At 39.9% G+C, this 18,662-nt stretch carries 16 protein-coding genes and 1 tRNA gene; 2 read left to right on the top strand and 15 right to left on the bottom strand.

Features of this window, described 5'->3' with window-relative positions; genetic code table 11:
• Positions 1 to 5: 5 nt before the first annotated feature.
• From ACTJKN_RS13085 to ACTJKN_RS13030, 12 genes are all read right to left on the bottom strand, one after another.
• Positions 6 to 3,233 carry a SusC/RagA family TonB-linked outer membrane protein gene (locus tag ACTJKN_RS13085; protein ID WP_440825564.1) on the bottom strand — a complete coding sequence of 1,076 codons (3,228 nt, stop codon included), beginning with the start codon at positions 3,231 to 3,233 and terminating at the stop codon, positions 6 to 8.
• 105 nt (positions 3,234 to 3,338) lie between these two features.
• Complete coding sequence (locus ACTJKN_RS13080) at positions 3,339 to 4,499, bottom strand: TIGR03364 family FAD-dependent oxidoreductase (RefSeq protein WP_440825562.1); 1,161 nt, start codon at positions 4,497 to 4,499, stop codon at positions 3,339 to 3,341.
• 318 nt (positions 4,500 to 4,817) lie between these two features.
• Positions 4,818 to 6,137 (bottom strand): DUF5690 family protein, encoded by a 1,320-nt coding sequence (locus ACTJKN_RS13075; RefSeq protein ID WP_440825561.1) that lies wholly within the window; start codon positions 6,135 to 6,137, stop codon positions 4,818 to 4,820.
• 153 nt (positions 6,138 to 6,290) lie between these two features.
• Positions 6,291 to 7,181 carry an alkaline phosphatase gene (locus tag ACTJKN_RS13070; protein ID WP_440825560.1) on the bottom strand — a complete coding sequence of 297 codons (891 nt, stop codon included), beginning with the start codon at positions 7,179 to 7,181 and terminating at the stop codon, positions 6,291 to 6,293.
• 92 nt (positions 7,182 to 7,273) lie between these two features.
• Entirely contained in the window at positions 7,274 to 7,843 is a 570-nt protein-coding gene (locus ACTJKN_RS13065; RefSeq protein ID WP_440825558.1) for a helix-turn-helix domain-containing protein, read from the bottom strand.
• A gap of 138 nt (positions 7,844 to 7,981) precedes the next feature.
• Entirely contained in the window at positions 7,982 to 8,140 is a 159-nt protein-coding gene (locus ACTJKN_RS13060) for a hypothetical protein (protein ID WP_167343702.1), read from the bottom strand.
• A gap of 292 nt (positions 8,141 to 8,432) precedes the next feature.
• Positions 8,433 to 11,711, bottom strand: coding sequence for a carboxypeptidase regulatory-like domain-containing protein (locus ACTJKN_RS13055; protein WP_440825555.1), 3,279 nt, complete (start codon positions 11,709 to 11,711; stop codon positions 8,433 to 8,435).
• 328 nt (positions 11,712 to 12,039) lie between these two features.
• Positions 12,040 to 12,615 (bottom strand): DUF4256 domain-containing protein, encoded by a 576-nt coding sequence (locus tag ACTJKN_RS13050; RefSeq protein WP_440825553.1) that lies wholly within the window; start codon positions 12,613 to 12,615, stop codon positions 12,040 to 12,042.
• 472 nt (positions 12,616 to 13,087) lie between these two features.
• On the bottom strand, positions 13,088 to 13,705 hold the full coding sequence (locus tag ACTJKN_RS13045) for a YdeI/OmpD-associated family protein (RefSeq protein ID WP_440825551.1): 618 nt from the start codon (positions 13,703 to 13,705) through the stop codon (positions 13,088 to 13,090).
• A 28-nt stretch (positions 13,706 to 13,733) separates the two neighbouring features.
• On the bottom strand, positions 13,734 to 14,114 hold the full coding sequence (locus tag ACTJKN_RS13040) for a DoxX family protein (protein ID WP_440825549.1): 381 nt from the start codon (positions 14,112 to 14,114) through the stop codon (positions 13,734 to 13,736).
• A 6-nt stretch (positions 14,115 to 14,120) separates the two neighbouring features.
• The gene (locus ACTJKN_RS13035; RefSeq protein ID WP_440825547.1) at positions 14,121 to 14,588 is read right to left on the bottom strand and encodes an SRPBCC domain-containing protein; all 468 of its coding nucleotides are present in this window, start codon (positions 14,586 to 14,588) and stop codon (positions 14,121 to 14,123) included.
• Positions 14,589 to 14,594: 6 nt separating this feature from the next.
• Entirely contained in the window at positions 14,595 to 14,918 is a 324-nt protein-coding gene (locus tag ACTJKN_RS13030) for an ArsR/SmtB family transcription factor (RefSeq protein WP_057931288.1), read from the bottom strand.
• Between the two features lie 216 nt (positions 14,919 to 15,134).
• On the opposite strand from ACTJKN_RS13030, the gene ACTJKN_RS13025 reads away from it, so the two are divergent.
• Positions 15,135 to 16,037: a PhzF family isomerase gene (locus ACTJKN_RS13025; protein WP_440825544.1), complete on the top strand. Its 903-nt coding sequence runs from the start codon at positions 15,135 to 15,137 to the stop codon at positions 16,035 to 16,037.
• 139 nt (positions 16,038 to 16,176) lie between these two features.
• Here the strand turns inward: ACTJKN_RS13025 and ACTJKN_RS13020 are convergent, their stop codons facing one another.
• Both ACTJKN_RS13020 and ACTJKN_RS13015 read right to left on the bottom strand, forming a co-directional pair.
• Positions 16,177 to 16,479, bottom strand: a complete 303-nt coding sequence (locus ACTJKN_RS13020) for a GIY-YIG nuclease family protein (protein WP_440825542.1) — start codon at positions 16,477 to 16,479, stop codon at positions 16,177 to 16,179.
• Positions 16,480 to 16,629: 150 nt separating this feature from the next.
• Positions 16,630 to 16,706: transfer RNA gene (locus ACTJKN_RS13015), tRNA-Asn, on the bottom strand.
• A 144-nt stretch (positions 16,707 to 16,850) separates the two neighbouring features.
• On the opposite strand from ACTJKN_RS13015, the gene ACTJKN_RS13010 reads away from it, so the two are divergent.
• A complete protein-coding gene (locus ACTJKN_RS13010) occupies positions 16,851 to 17,771 on the top strand; it encodes a PfkB family carbohydrate kinase (RefSeq protein WP_440825540.1) in 921 nt (306 codons plus the stop codon).
• A gap of 148 nt (positions 17,772 to 17,919) precedes the next feature.
• Here the strand turns inward: ACTJKN_RS13010 and ACTJKN_RS13005 are convergent, their stop codons facing one another.
• Positions 17,920 to 18,162: a cytochrome b5 domain-containing protein gene (locus ACTJKN_RS13005; protein ID WP_426327404.1), complete on the bottom strand. Its 243-nt coding sequence runs from the start codon at positions 18,160 to 18,162 to the stop codon at positions 17,920 to 17,922.
• Between the last annotated feature and the right edge of the window lie 500 nt (positions 18,163 to 18,662).

Here is an 18,662-nt window from a genome sequence, read left to right as displayed (position 1 = left end):
AAAGGTTAAAAAGTAACATTCAGGTTAAAACCTACACTTCTTGTAGTTGGTGTTTGCAGTGTAGAGGTACCTTCTCTGCCCGAGTACTGATCTACATCCACATCATTGTATGTAGAATTGATGAAGTACAGGAGATTACGTCCTACTAACGAAATATTGGCTGATTTGATAAACGTGCGCTCCAATAGTTTCTTAGGCAATTGGTAACCAAAAGTTACTTCGCGCAATTTGGCATAGGTGCGACTCATCATGGTGTTCTCTTTGGCACCGTAAAAAACACCCAGATAATCCTGCAACAGCTGAGGAGTGGTATTTGGCGCAAAAGATAAATCGCCGTAATTGGTAATTACACCCGTAACCGGATCGAAGTTCAGTTTACCGCCATTGGCAATAACCACACCATCGCCTACCCAGGTACCTTTGTAAGTTGGATCGTTTACACGCAAATAATCCTGATATCTGGCTTCGCCCATTTTTCCCTGAATGGTTTCGATCTGACGACCGCCCTGGAACGATTTTAACCTCACATAATCTTGCATTACTCCACCCACTTTACCATCTAACTGGAAACTGAAAGAGAAATTCTCATACCTGAATTTGTTACCGATGCTCCATACCCAGTTTGGATCGGCATGACCTAGCAGCTGATTAACCGGTAACGAAACCGGTGTACCACTTGAAGTATGAATTACCTGTCCACCTGGTGTTTTAGCTAAAACAGAACCATAGATATTGTCGATACGGTCGCCCGTTTTAAAGAATTGATCAACCGATGTTTCACCTGGGGCAAGTTCTTTGTAAATCTGTTTGTAGGTAGACCAGTTGATCATAACATCCCAGCCAAATTTGTCGGTCATGATTGGTGCGCCTGATAAACTCAACTCCACTCCACTGTTTTGCGTTTTACGGCCGTTAATGGTATTGGTTTGGTAACCTGTTGCTGCTGAGATATTTTGTCTGATAATTTTCGGTCCATCGATATACCTGAAATAGGTAGCTTCGAAACCTAACCGGTTTTTAAGGAACTTCAGATCAATACCACCTTCGTAATTGGTTCTGCTCTGCGCTTTTACCGCGTTGAGATCGATAAGATTGTTGGTATAATAGGCACCTGTTTGGTTATTATAGGTTGGCCTGATGCTGTATGGCGAAGAAAGACCATAACCAGGACCACCGTATGACGAAGTATATTCTGCACCATAACCAATTGGGTAAGTTTGCAGCGGTGTTGCACCAATAAATTCCAGTGTGCCCAAACCCGGGTCTTTAACGTTTGCATACGATGCCCTTACTTTTGCAAATGAAATAAAAGCAGGCATTTTTACGTAATCGGAAATTACCGAGCTTAACGAAACCGAAGGATAGAATGCAGAATTGTTGCCTGGAGGAAGTGCCGAGTTTTTATCTACACGGCCAGTGGTATTGATATTCAGATACTTTTTAAAGCTCAAATCTACTGAGTAAAATGCACTTAACACCAACATTTGTGAATTGAAATCGAATGCTTTTACCGGGTTTTTAGAATTCGAGAAGTTATACACATTCGGAACATTTAAATAATCGGTTGTGGTAAAGCTCGAATTGTAACTGAAGTTACGGGCATTACCACCACCAAAAGCACTGATTTCGAATAAGTCGCCAACGTTTTTATTGTACTTTAAAATCAATTGCGTGTTGTTTTCGAACATGCTGCGGCGGTCTTCCCTGTAATCGCCTAAACCTTCTTCACGTCCGTATGGGTGAGCAGAAAACGGCATTTTCTCTGTCCTTAACTGATCGTAAGTCGAAATCTGTGTTTTCAGCAATACATCCAGTCCCTTGGTTACATTATAGTTTAACGAAGCATAACCGTTAATATCGTTCTTTTTATGTCCGCGTAACCACTCATAAGATAAAAAATAAGGATTGTGGTAACGCTGGTACTCGGCGTAAATAGACTGGATTCCTTCTTTGCCCGGCTGCCAGTAGTTTTTCATATCGTCGATATTCCAGTCGGCACCACCCCAAAGCGTCATGTTATAAATTACACTGTTCGGGCCATAGTTTACATCAGGAATATTATCAGAAAACTGGCGGCTATAATTGATGTAGGCTTCGGCCCTTAATTTCGGACTGATATTATAAGAACCACTCACATTAAAGTTGTTGATATTTAGTTGTGTGTTCGGTATAATTCCTTTTTGATAATTATTGGAAATAGAAACCCTTAAATTATACTTATCTGTTGCAGAAGATAAGGCAACATTGTTTGCAGAAAGCAATCCGGTTTGGATAAAACGCTTTAAGTTATCCTTTCCACGGGCTACCCATGGTGTACCCTGGCGCACACCGTTTACAATCGGGCTATCATATTGAGGAATCAACTGACCGTCGAATTTTGGACCCCAGATATCGTAATCACCATCATTTAAGCCACCACCTTTTCCATCACCAAAAGCATAGGCACTGTGTTCGCCTGGCCCATACTCGTCCTGGCTTTTCGGCAAAGCGATAAAGCCTTTGTTAAACTGCGTGCTCGAATTTAGTTCAACAGTAAAACCTTTGTCGCTCAGTTTACCTCTTTTAGTGGTAATTAATAATGCACCATTATAAGCCTGATAACCATAAAGTGCCGCTGCTGCCGGGCCTTTGAGCACGGTATAAGTATCGATATCATCGGGATTGATGTTCCAGGTATCCGAATTGATCGGTACGCCATCTACCACAACTAAATTAACATCGTTACCACGAAGGTAAAGCGACGAACGGCCCAAAAGCTCTGAAGATACACCAACAGTTAAACCAGCAACCTTACCAACCAGTCCGTTTACCGGATTAGCTTCCCTGGCTTTTACCAGATCGGCTCCTTTTACTTCCTGAATGGCATAGCCCAGGTTTCTCTTCTCTTTACGGATACCAAGGGCGGTAACCACTACCTCGTTTAAATTTTTCGAGTCTGTTTTTAAAGTTACGGTCAGGTTTGCGCCCGTAACCTGAACTTCTTGCGGAAGAAATCCGATCGAACTAAAAACAAGTGTTTCGCCTGTTTTGGCATCCAATGTAAAGCGGCCCGATAAATCGGTAGAAGTTGCTTTTTTAGTCCCTTTTACCATTACGCTAACACCTGGAATCGGCTGTTGCGCATCGTCTTTAACCAGACCAGCTATTTTTGTTTGTGCCCAGGAAAAATAAGGCGTGAGGCACAGTAACAGCAAAGCCACCATGCACATTTTCATCTTGTAGAGATGTTTCATTTATCTATAATTTTTTTAGGTTTTATAGATGCAATGATAAGATGTGTATGTTAGCCTAATGCCAACTTTTAGTTAACAAAAACCCTCATTTTTGTTTAGTATTTGTTAACTAAATATTTTCTTAATGCTTTCTTCGGCATAACCTGCGCTGGCAGTCATTCCTTTACCGCCAATAGCTGTACGGATGTGGATGCGATCGTCGAGATCGTAAGTTACAATATGTTTTGTTGCGTGCTGCGGATAAAATCCGGCCCAGGTACTTTGCAGTTTGCGCACATCGAAATCCACGATCCGGACTGCTTCTTCGAGCATGAGCTCATTAACGTGGTGGCTTAAATCGAAACCAAGATCGTCGAAATGGTTTACATCGGCATACACATGCGAATCGCCAATAATGATCGTATTATCTGCGGCCTTTTTAAACAGGATATGGATACCCCATTTTTTCAGCTCTTCATAATGCTCAGGGGTTTTAATGCTTTTAAAAGAAGGGCAATAGTGCTCAAAACTCTCGTAACGCCTGGTGGTTAGCCCTGTTAAAATATTACCTGCTAAAGCCACTTCTGGCATAGGTATACTGCGCATCATCTGCAGCTTACTTACCACAATGCCGCTTTCGCTAAACAGCTGGGGATAAAGCAGTTTAAATTCGTAACCGTTACAGATAATGGCTTTCTCTGCCGTAAAAAGTTCGGTATTGTTTCTTAAACCTACTTCAACACCAGTACCTTTGCTTTCGCAGGCGGTAACCGTACTGTTGTATTTAAGTGTGTATTGTGCAAATTTAGTCTGCATATATTCGTGCAGGCGGTAAATCATTTGATCTGGTGCTACACTAATTTCCTGGGGGAAAAAGATGGCTTCTTTGGCATAAGAGGATTTAATAGCAGGATATTTCTTTAAAACCGCTTTTTGACTAAGCAATTCGGTTTCGTATCCAATGGTGTCGTAATGTGCTTTCAACTCGTGGATCAAGGTCTGCTCATCGTTATCTGATGCGATGTAAACGCTACCATTTTGCTGCACTGAAATATCGAATTCCTGCTGAATGGATTTATAAATATCTAAACCAGCCACACCATATCCGAACCACTCGGCTTCCATACCTGAGGGTACCACCTGACCAAAATTGCGTACCGTAGCGCCAACCGGAAAATTGTCTTTTTCGAGCTGTAGCACCGATTTGCCCGAAAGTAAAGCATGGTAAGCATGGAATGTTCCTAAAACCCCTCCACCAATTACAATAAGATCGAAATGTTTATTCATTGTTTATTTTTGCTGATATCAGGATGTTTTTAATCGTCCAGGCATCAATGTTAAGTTAATATTGTTTAGCTACTTTATATTTTAAAAATTATGCGTCATTCCCGCGAAGGCGGGAACCACGGAGTGCTCAGCGAAGCTAATCTTAAAGCCCATTGCATTACGATTCATAAGCTCTCTTCTCATGGTTCCAGTCAAGTTGGTAATAACAATCTCTTGCGAACCACCGTGCCCTGTACTTCTACCATTTAAGAAACATATAAGCTTAAATGACCTTATATTCCTTACATGGTAAAAATGATATGCCCAAAAAACGTCTTTTCACTTTCCTGCTAAAATTATACGCCCAGCAGCCTGCATCTTTTTGTTTGTAACCAAAGTTTTTCTCCTAAAATAGATCAGCGAAAGTATACTACACACTCCTCCAAATAATGGTATGGCAAACAAACACTGTTTAAAAAAATGCATCCAGCTGGCATTCGTATCACCGAACTCATGAAACAGCAGTATTGAAAAGCTACCTACATAACCAATTGAATCGGCCACATACATAATAAAACCGATGTTGCTTTTATAGTGAAAATTGGCAATCATCCGTTCAAAGAAAATGGCATTATAGGGAATGTAGGCCATATACAGTCCCATCCCCAGTAAAGCCATCCAGCTAACAGGCCCAATGTAGCCCCTATCAAAAAAGAATGTACTTACGCCAATTAGCAAACAGCCCGAAATAATCATGATGTGGATCACGGTAAAAGCTTTGAGGTTATCTTTAATCAGGATCAAAAGCCCCATCATTACCAATACCACAACCGAAATCAGGGTATCAATCTGCGTGTAGATATGGTTATTATGAATACCCAAGCCATTCCAGATTTCTACTTCGAAATTATCGCGCATATCGCGGATACAGGTAAGCAGTACGTAAATGATAATGGTTAAGATGATACCAGGCAAAAATGTGGTGATAAACTTTCTGCGCTGTTTCGCATCCATAGGCACCCGCCTGGTACGTAACTCCTGATCTTCTTTTGAAGGCGGTGGAATAACCTCCAGGCAAAAAACAAACAGGAACAACGGAAGCAGAAAAACCAATCCGGTAAGAAAAGGCATCCAATAATCGCTTACCGATGCAAACGACATCAGCGTTCGGGCTACCGTTTTAACAAAACCTGAGGCAAATATTAAACTGATCGACATTAATGCCCCCATAAATTCGGTTGTTTTTCTTCCTTCCAAATAACTGAATACCAAACCCCAGATCATACCCAAAGGGAAACCGTTGAGGAAAAGAAATACAATATTGTAGGGAGCAGGCACCATTGCAAACCCGAGCAGGGCAACCCAAGAAAAAAGAATCAGAAAAATAATGCTTCTTGCCCGGTTACTTTTCCCCGATTCAGAAATAAAACGGATACCATAAAACTTACTTAAGGTATAACCTACCATTTGTGCAATAACCAACCAAACTTTATAATCTATATGCAGAAATTCCTGATGCTCAAAAGTAGCAGAGGCAAAAGCTTTACGAAAGGCATACATACTGGTATAACAACCAAATGCTGCTATACCACCAAGCATTGTAATTAACCAATAAGGCCAATTAAGTGCTTTTTTACGGGCAAGATGAAGTAAACTCATCCTAATAGCTGTTTATGTTGTTTATCATACCTAACACCACTAACTTGATTGACCTATGTATTTATTCAATAAACAATAGTAAACATTGTTTATTATTAGTAAACAACATCAAGATTATCAAATTGTTAAGTTTTTACCGTGTAGGACTTGCATTTATTTCGTAAAAGCCTCTAATACTGGCCTTCCTCTCCAACTTTGCGGTTGTTGCAATCTCATTAACCATGCCAGTGTTGCGGCCGTATCGTAGGTAATAATTGCATCTTTTAATTCGTGGTTTTTACGAATGCCAGGGCCCGAGATAATCCACGGGATCTGCACTTCATCAAGCGATTTACCTCCATGGCCTTTACCTTTACCACCGTGATCGGCAGTAACCAGAATAACGGTTTCATCAGCTATGCCTGCATCGTTGACCGCTTTTAGAATTTTACCTATCCGCTGATCTACCAACTCCAGTTGTTTATAATAAGCCGGTGTACGGTGACCGATTGAATGCCCCGTACCATCAGGTTCGTCTAAATGCAGGAAGGTAAAATAAGGTTTTTCTTTTTTAATAATCGCAACAGTGGTATCGGTGCAAAAATCATCTTTATCGTTTCCGCTAACGATGATGTTTACTGCTTCTTTTTCAAATAAATACCCAATACCGCTCCAACTATACACAATAGCCGTTTTAGCCTGTTTTTTTTGATCTCTGATTACGCTAAATATTCCTGGGAACAAACCATAAGATGTTTTGGCAATAGATGGAATTTCGGGCACTTTACTGTCCCATTCGGTGTAACCATGTTCGGTTGGCCCAGCGCCCATTAATAAGGAAGCCCAGTTTACAGCGCTGGAAGATGGCAATACACAACGTGCCTGTGTAGTCCATGAGCCGTTGGCCATTAATGCTTTAAGATTAGGCATATTCGCTTCGGGCAAAGCGTAACCACCAAAACCATCGCAACCAATTAAGACAACATGTTTAATTTTTCTTGATTGCGCCTGGGCAAATACACACAAACAAAGTAACACTAAAGTACTTTTCAAAAATCTTTTCATATTCATATTTTTCTATTACCAAACCTAAGATTGGTTTATAAAGATGAAGATAAATATTCGTTAAGTATTAATAAACTTTGTTTATAAAGATTCTATTCAAAAAAATAAATTACCAGCATTAGCGCCTTGCTATCACCAATATTAACCGGGGTGTGAGAAAGTCTTCCATCGAAAAGCATAGAGTCTCCTTTTTCGAGTATAATTTTCTTTTTCGAAAACTGATATTCTACCTTACCTTCTATCATATATTTAAATTCGAAGGCTTCTGTTTTCACCATTGGGCGATGCGCATTCACCTCGAGCTCGAGCAGTACAAAATCGGCAGTCGAAAATTTAATATTCTTGGTTAAAATACGCGAGTAGTTAAAACCTGTGGCCTGTTCTTTTTCGAACTTCTGGTACAGATCTTTTCGCTTCACCAGAACGGGGGCATCTTTTTTATGAAAATTGATATCCTTAAAAAAACTGTTCAGATCTATCTGCAGACTTTTAATAATATCCATTAATACCATTAAAGAAGGGATGGTACGGCTATTTTCGATTTGAGAGATCAGCCCCTTACTTACCTCTGCTTTATTTGCAAGTTCCTGAACGGTAATCCCCAGCTCTTTACGTCTTTCTTTAATTTTAAGGCTAATCTGTAAAAGAATTTCTTCTTGCATATGCTAAAATCGTGTTAATAACGCTAATGTATTATTTTATTCCTACAATCTAAATCAACAATCGCATAAGTTACGGAATTACATTTTTTAACATGCTTATAAAAAAATCGCCACCATAAAGGCGGCGATAGCAAAAATTTAACGGTAATGTCCGGGTACCCAATACCGACCACCATGAGGGCCAATATTATAATGCCCGCGTACCCAATGTGCCCTTGGTGCATGTGCGCTTACCACGCATGCACTAAAATTAACCGCCATAACCAATAAGAGCAATGCATTTACAATCCTTTTCATAACCTAACCTTTTAAAAGTGAAAAATAAATCAAGCTTTATGCTGTGTGTTTTATTTTGACGGGGGAAGGATAGGAAAGGTTTAATCAGATACATCAGAAAGATTTCAGCGTTTTCGAATGGTCGTCATCTCAACCGGAGCAACACGAAGCGTTCCAAAAGAACTCCTTCGGAGGAGAGCTCTATCTAGACAGATTTCTCCACTGCGGTCGAAATGACGATTTATCGTAAGTTCCAAAAAAAACGGCCCAACCTTATTTAGGTCAGACCGTTGTATATTGATATTAAAAAAGATTAGAAACTATATCTTAATCCCAATTGCATCTGGTAACGTGAGGCAAAGAAATCTTTTGAATAAGAGGTTACATCTTTCTGAGCAAAGGTATATACCGGATATGTGGTTGGTGTACCTGCTGTTGCCACCTTAATACCCACACTCGCCATTGAGTTATAAGTATTAGGAGAAAAATATTGAATCCCCCAATCTTTATTTACCAAATTGGTCAGGTTAATAATATCGTAAGTTAAAGTAAGTACATGTGGATGCTTTCCTTTTGCAACCTGAATATCCTGAGAGAAGCGGAAATCAGCCTGAACATTCCAAGGGGTGCGTGCACCGTTTCGCTCAGTGAAATTGCCACGACGGGTACTTAGGTACTTATCGCCATCAACGTAGGCATTAAAATCGGCTCTTTGTTGTGCTGCTGTAATAAGCGGTGTTGTAGATGTTGCTGGTATATCGGCAGTAAAAAATTTAGATGCTTCGTCAGCTGTTGGCACATATAACAAGCTTACAGTTTGTCCTGTTCCGTTGATTCTTGTGTTCACTAAACCCAATGAATACGGCGAGCCTGACTGGCCGCTGAAGAATAGCGAGAAGTTAGATACATATTTGCCGTTTTTAGCCCAATCTAACCTGTAATTAATGGTCGAAATAATCCTGTTACGGATATCGAAGTTAGAATAAGCCAAGCCTGGGTTATTTGGGTTAAGCGCCTGGTTTAACTGCCAGTTAGACTCCATTGAATTACGGATACCATTGGCAATATCTTTCGATCGTCCGTAGGTATAAGCCACCATCATATCTAAACCGATAGGAAGCGATTTACTCACCTGAGCGGTTAAGCTATATTTATATCCTTTATCAGTGTTTGATAATAAGTAGGCATTGGTATATAGAGGATTAATTTTGGCACCTGAGTAAATTGGCTGTTGTTTCTGCGTATCGTAAACCATGTAAGTAGGATTATCTACATAGTTGATCTGCTGAAACTGCACATCTTTAATCACCTGACTAAAGATTCCCTCTACTGTAAATTTCCACTGATCGTCTGTTTTATAATCGAAGGCTAAATTACTTCTCCATGCTTTTGGCATTTTAAAGTTGTTATCCACCAAATCTACCTGTGTTGCACCTTTAGCATCTTTAACATTAACGCCTTGGTTGGTTACATAACCTGCTTCGCCATTACCCGTTAAAGCATCTTTAATCGGATCTGAACCTGCTGCGGGCTTTACGATTTTGGTGGGATCGGCATTGGCATAAACATACGATTTATCGAAAGCACCATAATTTACACCATTATTGTAATAAGCATAACCGATCCAGGCAAAAGGAACACGACTGGTAAACAAACCTGTACCACCGCGCATGACCAAACTCTGGTTACCCAATACATCGAAATTAAAGCCAATACGTGGAGAAATTTGGATCTTGTTCAGAAATTTTCCGGTAATTGATGATGGTTGGGTATAAGTATAGGTTGTACCGTAATTTGCATCAACCGGAGAATTGGTTGTTTTCGAACTCAATGATGGCATATTAGGTAAATCAGCCATATCAAAACGTAATCCAGGTGTTAATTTAAACCGGTCGCCAATTCGGATTTCATCCTGACCATAAACACTGTACATGTTCACATTAAATTCTGCAGTTGGGTTGGCAATAATGTTATCGCGACTGTTATCATCATAGTTATAGCTGGTACGTACCCTGTTCGGCTGATTAGCCAGGAAATCGGCAATACTACTATAAGCTACACGGCCATTCCATGAGTTTACAAAACCATAGTTGATTTTATAAAACTCGTTGTGCGTACCAACAGTAAATGTATGAATACCCGAGCTGTAAGTATAGTTATCGGTAAATTCGAAAGTATTCTGTTTCATGTTGAAGATACTGGCCTCACGGTCGGTACCTAAAAACAATGTTCCACCTTTCGAAGCAATCTCGATCTGTGGCAAAGCCGGATTAGAAAGTGGATCACGGTAATCGTGAACGGTAGAATAACCAACGATTAAGTTGTTGGTTGCTGAATTTCCGAAACGGGTTTTAAGATCGGCAACTGTAGAAGATTGGTTGTTGTTCTGTTTAAAATCGATACCACCAAACCTGAAGTTAGACTGATCTCTTTCTAAGTTTGTGGCTTTCGAAATGATGGTATTATTTCTGATGGTTAACTGGGTACTCTCGCTGATGTTCCAATCTAAACGGTTAAAGAACTTGTTAGACTGCGAATAGATGTTGTAATCGCCAAACGAACCTGCATCAACACCATAAGCTGTTTTCATGCGATCAGAAATCTGCTGTGCCTCAGTTACAGTAAGCAATTTCATGTCAGACGATCCTGCACCTAAAATAACCGGATCCTGACGGCGGGTAATCTCTTCGTTGGTAAAGAAGAACAATTTATCTTTTATAATCGGGAAACCTACGCGGAAACCAGTCTGGTAATCGTGAAAAGCGGATGGCTCTTTGCTGTTATCACCGATTTTATTTCTACCGATCAATGAAGCATTACGGCCATAACCGTAAACCGATCCAACTACCTCATTGGTACCACCACGAGTAACAGCGTTAATACTGCCCCCTAAAAAGTTACCCACTTTAACATCGTAAGGAGAAAGCAAAACAGTAACATCCTGGATCGCATCGAGTGAAACCGGATTGGTACGTGTACTGCTTCCAGGCATACCAGAACTTCCGCTCTGACCGCCCAATGAAGGACTGAAACCAATGGCATCGTTATTAATTGCACCATCAATAGTCACGTTGTTGTATCTAAAGTTTGTTCCTCCAAAGGTATTATCCTTACTACCTTGAGGGGTAACCCTTGTTACATCCTGTAAGCTGCGGTTCATGGTTGGCAGCGTTTTGATCTGACCTTCACCGATACTTGTACCTGCACCAGATTTTGTTCCGCCTTTTTGGCCTTTAACACTTACTTCGGCCAATTGATTACCCTGCTCCTGGAGATCAAGATCGAGCCTTACATCCGAACCTAAGGTTAAATAAATATTCTCTTTTACTACTGGGCTATAACCCACAAAGGTTACGGTAATTTTGTATGGCCCGCCCGGGTTTAAGTTGCCGATACGGTAAAGTCCGTTTTCGTTTGACGAACCTTTAGATACGGTACCTGTTGGAACGTGCAGCATCACAATGGTTGCACCTGGGATGATACCCTTATTATCCTTAATCTTTCCATTAATGCTAGCTGTTGTAACCTGCGCCTGGGCAAATGTGACCAAGAGCAGCAGAATACTTACTAGGGATAGTATGCGTGATTTCATTTTCTGTTGTTTTATTTTTATGCAAAACAACAGTCCTAATGTTAATTCAATATTAACACTAAATTAAGTTTAACATTACTTTAACAATTTGAAAATCAAAACAATACAATAAGAAAACAATTCCTTAACAACCAATATTTCAGGCCGGAATATAATGAAGAATAGAAAGCCCAAAGATGAAAATGAAAGATGAAGATTTGATGAAGTTTGATTAGTCCGAAGTCCTTAGTCGGGAGTCCAAAGTCGATTAACCGATCAAACAATTAACCACAGAACAAATTTCTTTCTCCCTGCTAACTAATGAACCCATGACAAATGAACCAATAGTTTACACTTTTAACAAACCACGGAATGCTCTTGCGGCATAATACGATTGTGCACCATTATGGTATATAAACACGTGATCGTAGCGGCGATCACCAAAAAGAGCACCACCCAGCTCTCTGATCGATGGAGGAGTAACAATCCAACTCGACGTTTTAGCATCGAATTTTCCGAGTTGCTGCAAAAAGCGGTACTGTTCTTCTGTTAAGAGCTCCACACCCATCGTAGCAGCCATATCAATGGCATTATTTTCTGGCTGGTGCTCTTTTCTTGATTCCAACCCTTCCAAATCATAACAAATACTTCTACGGCCTTTAGGGCTTTCTGCCGAACAATCATAAAAAATATATTCGCCTGTTTCTTTGTCATAATCAACAACATCGGGTTCGCCACCTGTAACCTCCATTTCGTCAAGCACCCATAGTTTTTCAGGTCTGGCAACTAACCTTTCTTCTACTTTAGCCCATTCAATACCTTTATGTCGGTCTATGTTTTTCTCGAAACGGACTTTTAAAGTATGGAGGAGTTCTTCCGTCTGCGCTGCCGACAACTCTTTTTTATTGCTATTTATTTTACTCATCAGTTTTATTTTTAGTTAAAAATTCTTTTACCCACTAGATCAGGTATCCCTTCCTAATTTCAAAAATACCAATCCATTTGGAGCGCAGTGCCTGTACAAAACACTAAGTTTCTTCCCTTTTTCTGCTTTTACGCTTCGCTGCCTCGTACCTCGTTGCTGCAGGGTAACGCTTCAACCGGCGCTAAATGGCTAAGACAGCTTTTCATTTTTGGGGGTTGCAGGGCGTACAAACCCTTGCTCCTAAACCGGATTGCAGCGAACACGAAGTGTAACGGAGTAAAGCGAAAAGCCGGACCGAGAGCCTCCAAGAACCACAAGCCCTTCATTTCCTAATTTTAAAGAACTAGCTGTTGCACACAACACTTATACGCTAAAAAATCCTTCGACTCCGCTCTCCACAGGAGTCCTTTGGACAGGATGACAAACGCAATTTATGCCAGTAAGATGGAAACATCAGATACCACTGAAAAAACTAATCATTCAACCCTTTTCCATTCTGAATCTGCGGTATAAATTTCTCTACCCTTGCCTCACGGGTTTTAGCTTGCTTGGGTGCCGCAAAATGAAGCAGATAAGCCCTTTGCCTTCCTGGAGTTAAGGCTTCGAATGCCGCTTTTAAATCTGGAATGTGATCCAATTTATGCTGAAACTCAACCGGAACGGTATATTCCGTAGTCTTTTTCAAATCTACTTTCAAACCAGCTTTTTCTACCTCAATGGCTTCATAAATATAGGTCTTCAAAATAGCTTTAAGCTCCACTATTTCGAGGGCATTGGCAAAGCGTGCCTGCCTGCCCACTTGTACGTTCTTCGTTTGCTGGATCAGGATCCCGGCGGTATCATTCAATAAAACGCCTTTAAAAAATAAAAATGCGCAGTATTCTTTAAAATCATGTATTAAAACGATGTTGCTGTTGTGCAAGGTATAACAAGGTACCCCCCATTTTAATTCTTCGGCAAGCCCACAATCCAGGGCAATTGCCCGCAACAGCAATAGTTCTTCCTGCCACTTTTTCGCTTTGTTAAAATAAAAATCAACTTTTGGATTCGTTTTCATATCAGCTGGTTTGTTGTATTTTCCGCCTTCCATTTTAAATATTAAACTTTTGATTATTAATTTAAGCGAAATTAACCTTCCTATCTACAGGCCTGAAGTACCACGATACTACAGTTAACACAAGTAGCAATATTGGCCCGAAGTATGCAGAAGTACTGGTATCGCCAATTGCAATGTGCGAAAAAACAGCACCTGACATGGCAAAGAAAAAACCTGCATAAGCCCACTCTTTCAGTAAAGTAAATTTAGGAATTAACACGGCAACCACACCTAAAATTTTCCAAATTCCCAATATAGTCAGAAAATAAAGCGGATAACCCAATTGCGTAAACAATGCCACTTCTTCTTTCATTTTTATCAACTGTACTATTCCTGTTGATAACATACCTAGCGACAGCCAAATGGTGGCAATCCAATAGATAATTTTGTTTCTCTTTGTCATGACGTATTATTTTATTTGTTTTACAATGTTCTCTAAACGGTTATGCGCCATATTAATACCCTGAGCAAAAGGCAAGGCAAGTATTTGATCTCTTAATGCTACTGATTTATAAACTACATGCATAGTAAGTTTACTACGATCATCGGTTAATTTATCGAACTTTAAAAACTCAAGCTGAACCCCAAAAGGTGTGTTCTCCATTTCGAATGTCCGCGTTATTTTTTCATCGGGCACAAACTCGTGTATAACTCCGGTAGCAACAAACGCTAAGTTCCCTTTAGCATCAGTAGTTTCGAACTGGTAACTGCCGTACTTTTTGTTTTCAAGTTTCAACACCTTCGTCCCCATCCATTGCGCGATAATTTCAGGTTCAACATAAGCCTTAAAAAGCAATGCTACAGGTAGATCAAATTCTCTGGTAATGATCATTTCCTGTTTGTCATTTTCAGCTTCAATTTTTGTTTTCTGCTCCATGTTATGCTATTTGCTTGGTTTATAATTTTTCATGATATCTTCCAGTTTGTTAAATCTGTCGTCCCACATCTTGCGGAACGGCTCAATAAAATCGGCAATCTCTTTCATTTTTTTTGCGTTAGTGTGGTAATGAATTTCTCTGCCGTTTTGTTTTTGCTCCAACAACTCGCACTCCGTGAGGATCTGCAGGTGTTTTGAAACAGTTGGCCTTGCGGTGTCGAAATTGGTAGCTATTGCACCAGCTGTCATCGATTGTGAAGCAACTAAAAGCAATATTGCCCTTCTTGTAGGATCGGCAATGGCCTGAAATACATCTCTTCTTAAATTCATTATGTAGCTATTTGACTACAAATATAAGCGTAGTCATTTAACTACGCAAATTTTTATGATTTTTTTTTAATAGGACCTTTCTTCAACAGATCGTCATAAGTTCGGTTTCATCCGTTATATGTATTAAAGCATCAGGATCCTGCTTATAAAATTGAATATATTTGATCAGCGTATGCAAAAAGAGGAGAAAGCCCCCTCAACAAACCTGAAAAAACCATGAAAACGTATAAAATATACCAGATAGATGCTTTTACAAAAGAGAGATTTAGCGGAAATCCGGCGGGCGTAGTTGTGAATGCCGACGGGCTTACTGATGCTCAAATGCAACAGATTGCCAAAGAATTAAATAATTCTGAAACAGCCTTTCTTTTTTCTCCCGACGACAATGATTCTGATGGCTTAATCAGGTATTTTACACCAACATCCGAAGTTCCCATTTGTGGCCACGCCACAATAGCCGCGATGTATGCAAAAGCTATTGAATACAATTTAGACGCTTGTATTTTGAGGTATAAAACTAAAGTTGGTACACTTCCTTTTGAGATCATTAAAAAAAACGAGGACTATCAGATAATAATGACCCAGGGTAAATTTGAACTCAGCCCCATATTCGATACTGCTACCACTCAACAAATATTATCAGCACTCGGCCTCAATTATAACGATACTGATGAAAAATGCCCGGTACAGATTGCTTCTACAGGACATTCGAAAGTGATGATCGGGATAAAAAGCAGAGAAAAGCTGAACAACCTTATCCCTGATTATAATAGTTTGATTGCTCTAAGCAAACAGATTAATTGCAATGGCTATTTTGTATTCACATTTGACTCAGATGATGATAACGTATTAACATACGGAAGAATGTTTGCCCCTGCAATCGGAATAAATGAAGATCCTGTTACAGGTAATGCAAATGGACCTTTAGGCGGATATCTTATACAAAACAAAATCTTCGATTTTGAAGATAACCTCTTCGAATTCAATGGCAAACAAGGAGAAAAGATAAACAGACTCGGAAAAATAAGTGTTAGTGTTGGAATTGAAAATGGTTTACCATCGCTAATTAAGATAAAAGGTGATGCTACAATAGTATTTAAAACTGAAATTAAAATATAACAATTAAAGGCTTTACTACATTCAGTATAACTTCACCTACCCCCTAAACGCAAAAAACCCACAACTTTCGTTGCGGGTTTTGGCTCCCTCTGCTGGGCTTCCCGACGAATCGGGATCTTACTCCCCAGCGACCCTCTGATTAATCCCGATGCATCGGGACTCTAACCAGCTGAGCTAATTCATTTAAATCATTAATTTCTAAAACAATTTTTTCAATAATTAATCGACTCTTTGTCTTTTTAACCGCTTTCTCAACCTTCATAGCGAAACCACGATTCTCGCCCAAAGCAATAGATTTCTTCAAAATCCATGGACGGTGTTTTGAAGTATAGGTCGTTCTTTCGCTATTGTTATGTTCATATAGTCGTTTTTCGGCATCTTCCGTATAGCCAACATAGTACTTATCAGAAGAACTGGAATATAAAATATATAAGTAAAACATAAAAAATATTAAAACAAGAAAACCCTACCAGGCGTGGTAAGGCTTATTCTTTGAAATTGCTCCCTCTGCTGGGCTCCCTTCGTCTGCGCTCAGGATAAACTTCTCGCCCAGCCCCAAACGCAAAAAACCCACAACTTTCGTTGCGGGTTTTGGCTCCCTCTGCTGGGCTCGAACCAGCGACCCTCTGATTAACAGTCAGATGCTCTAACCAGCTGAGCTAAGAAGGAGTACTGGTCGTTTCCCAAAACGAGGTTTTCTGTACTTTACAGCACACATACCCTTGTTCGTTTTGGGAATGCAATATTAGGGCTTTTAAATTATTTATGCAATATTTGCAGTGAAAAATTTTAAAAAAAAATTAACACATAGACATGAGCCTGATAATCATAGGTACTGTAGCTTTTGATGCTATTGAAACTCCTTTCGGAAAAACAGATAAAATTGTAGGTGGAGCAGCAACTTACGCAAGTTTAGCGGCTTCTTACTTTTATAATAAAGCAAAAATTGTAGCAGTAGTGGGCGATGATTTTCATCAATCAGATATTGACACCTTCACCACACACGGTATTGATACCGAAGGACTACAGATTAAGGCAGGTGAAAAATCATTTTTCTGGTCGGGCAAATACCATAACGACATGAATAGCCGCGATACTTTAATAACGGAATTGAATGTATTGGAAAATTTCGACCCAATTATCCCGGAGAGCTATCAAGACTGCGAATACCTGATGTTAGGCAACCTAACCCCACAGGTGCAACAAACGGTAATTAAACGCCTTAAAAACCGCCCAAAATTAATCGTAATGGACACCATGAACTTCTGGATGGACATTATGATGGATGATTTATTAGAAACCATTAAAATGGTAGATGTATTAACCATAAATGATGCCGAAGCGCGTCAGTTATCGGGTGAATACTCATTGGTTAAAGCTGCTAAAAAAATCCTTGCCATGGGGCCAAAGTATCTAATCATTAAAAAAGGTGAACATGGCGCATTGTTATTCCACGAAGATCAGATTTTCTCAGCTCCGGCTTTGCCTTTGGCAGAAGTATTTGATCCAACCGGCGCTGGCGATACTTTCGCAGGAGGTTTTATCGGTTATTTGGCTAAAGTTGGTACAATTAACTTCAATAACATGAAAAACGCGATCATTTATGGCTCTGCACTGGCTTCTTTCTGTGTAGAGAAATTTGGAACGGAAAGGTTATTAAATTTAACCGATGAAGAAGTTGCAGCAAGAATTCAGGAATTTGTAAGCTTAAGTGCTTTTACAATTGAAGCTTAATAAGTCTTCAGTTAACAGCAGGCAATTTTCAGTTGCCAGTTGTAATTAAATAAACTTTAGCCGTAGATTTAAAGATTAATTTCTTTTAAATCTGCGGCTTTTTTTATTAAGTAAAATCTTTACACCAAACCATCTACGCTTAGCAAAATCAATTTGGTGTAGCCAGTATGGCTATCGGTATAAATTTCTCAAAAACAGCTTCAGTGTGGGGTGCATCGGGCAGTTCGTCTGTTAAATCTTGTCCGGCCCAGTGCTCATAATGTTTACCGTTCCGCCACAGCCTGCTATCGGTCATATCGTAGATCAAACCTTTATAAGCCACCCATATCTGAGGTTTATCCTGTCCGTTGCGTAAAGCGAGTTGCTGTTTGGTATAGCTCGGTAAATCCATTTAAATTAATTTCGGGTTGAAGATAATTAAAAAAGACTGTCCTTCGACTACGCTCAGGATGACATCTTATTTAAAGGAGCCATTGTCTTCTGATCGGAGTCGAAGACCTTTACTGGGTATTTCAATTTATTACTCTCATTTGAAGCACAAGGCTTGTACAAAGCACTAATTTTCTTCCCGTTTTACGCTTATACGCTTCGCTGCCTCGTACCTCGTTGCTGCAGGGTAACGCTTCAACCGGGGCTAGTTGGCCACTACAGCCTTTCATTTTTCGGGTTGCAAGGTGCACAACCCCTGTTCTTAAACCCGACAGAAGCGGCAGCTCCCGATTAAGCACCGATTTATATTATATTTCGGTGTGCTTGCTTGTTTCACAGGTTTTCTATCGGAGCTATAGCGAATGGCGGGGTTGCAAACCGCTAAGAACCGTTGAACGCTCATTTTCTAATAAAAAGACCATCCTTCGACTACGCTACCATTGACAGGTTCCAATAGAATGG

Source organism: Pedobacter sp. 22163, from assembly GCF_052045595.1.
In the GTDB taxonomy this organism is placed as follows: Bacteria; Bacteroidota; Bacteroidia; order Sphingobacteriales; family Sphingobacteriaceae; genus Pedobacter.
This window is presented reverse-complemented; position numbering and strand designations above follow the sequence as displayed.

Coding starts and splice junctions, on each gene's coding strand:
- ACTJKN_RS13075 (WP_440825561.1), bottom strand. CDS start 6,137: ATGAGTTTACTTCATCTTGCCCGTAAAAAAGCACTTAATTGGCCTTAT.
- ACTJKN_RS13065 (WP_440825558.1), bottom strand. CDS start 7,843: ATGCAAGAAGAAATTCTTTTACAGATTAGCCTTAAAATTAAAGAAAGA.
- ACTJKN_RS13085 (WP_440825564.1), bottom strand. CDS start 3,233: ATGAAACATCTCTACAAGATGAAAATGTGCATGGTGGCTTTGCTGTTA.
- ACTJKN_RS13020 (WP_440825542.1), bottom strand. CDS start 16,479: ATGTTTTACTTATATATTTTATATTCCAGTTCTTCTGATAAGTACTAT.
- ACTJKN_RS13045 (WP_440825551.1), bottom strand. CDS start 13,705: ATGGAAGGCGGAAAATACAACAAACCAGCTGATATGAAAACGAATCCA.
- ACTJKN_RS13035 (WP_440825547.1), bottom strand. CDS start 14,588: ATGGAGCAGAAAACAAAAATTGAAGCTGAAAATGACAAACAGGAAATG.
- ACTJKN_RS13005 (WP_426327404.1), bottom strand. CDS start 18,162: ATGGATTTACCGAGCTATACCAAACAGCAACTCGCTTTACGCAACGGA.
- ACTJKN_RS13070 (WP_440825560.1), bottom strand. CDS start 7,181: ATGAAAAGATTTTTGAAAAGTACTTTAGTGTTACTTTGTTTGTGTGTA.
- ACTJKN_RS13055 (WP_440825555.1), bottom strand. CDS start 11,711: ATGAAATCACGCATACTATCCCTAGTAAGTATTCTGCTGCTCTTGGTC.
- ACTJKN_RS13030 (WP_057931288.1), bottom strand. CDS start 14,918: ATGAATTTAAGAAGAGATGTATTTCAGGCCATTGCCGATCCTACAAGA.
- ACTJKN_RS13050 (WP_440825553.1), bottom strand. CDS start 12,615: ATGAGTAAAATAAATAGCAATAAAAAAGAGTTGTCGGCAGCGCAGACG.
- ACTJKN_RS13010 (WP_440825540.1), top strand. CDS start 16,851: ATGAGCCTGATAATCATAGGTACTGTAGCTTTTGATGCTATTGAAACT.
- ACTJKN_RS13060 (WP_167343702.1), bottom strand. CDS start 8,140: ATGAAAAGGATTGTAAATGCATTGCTCTTATTGGTTATGGCGGTTAAT.
- ACTJKN_RS13025 (WP_440825544.1), top strand. CDS start 15,135: ATGAAAACGTATAAAATATACCAGATAGATGCTTTTACAAAAGAGAGA.
- ACTJKN_RS13040 (WP_440825549.1), bottom strand. CDS start 14,114: ATGACAAAGAGAAACAAAATTATCTATTGGATTGCCACCATTTGGCTG.
- ACTJKN_RS13080 (WP_440825562.1), bottom strand. CDS start 4,499: ATGAATAAACATTTCGATCTTATTGTAATTGGTGGAGGGGTTTTAGGA.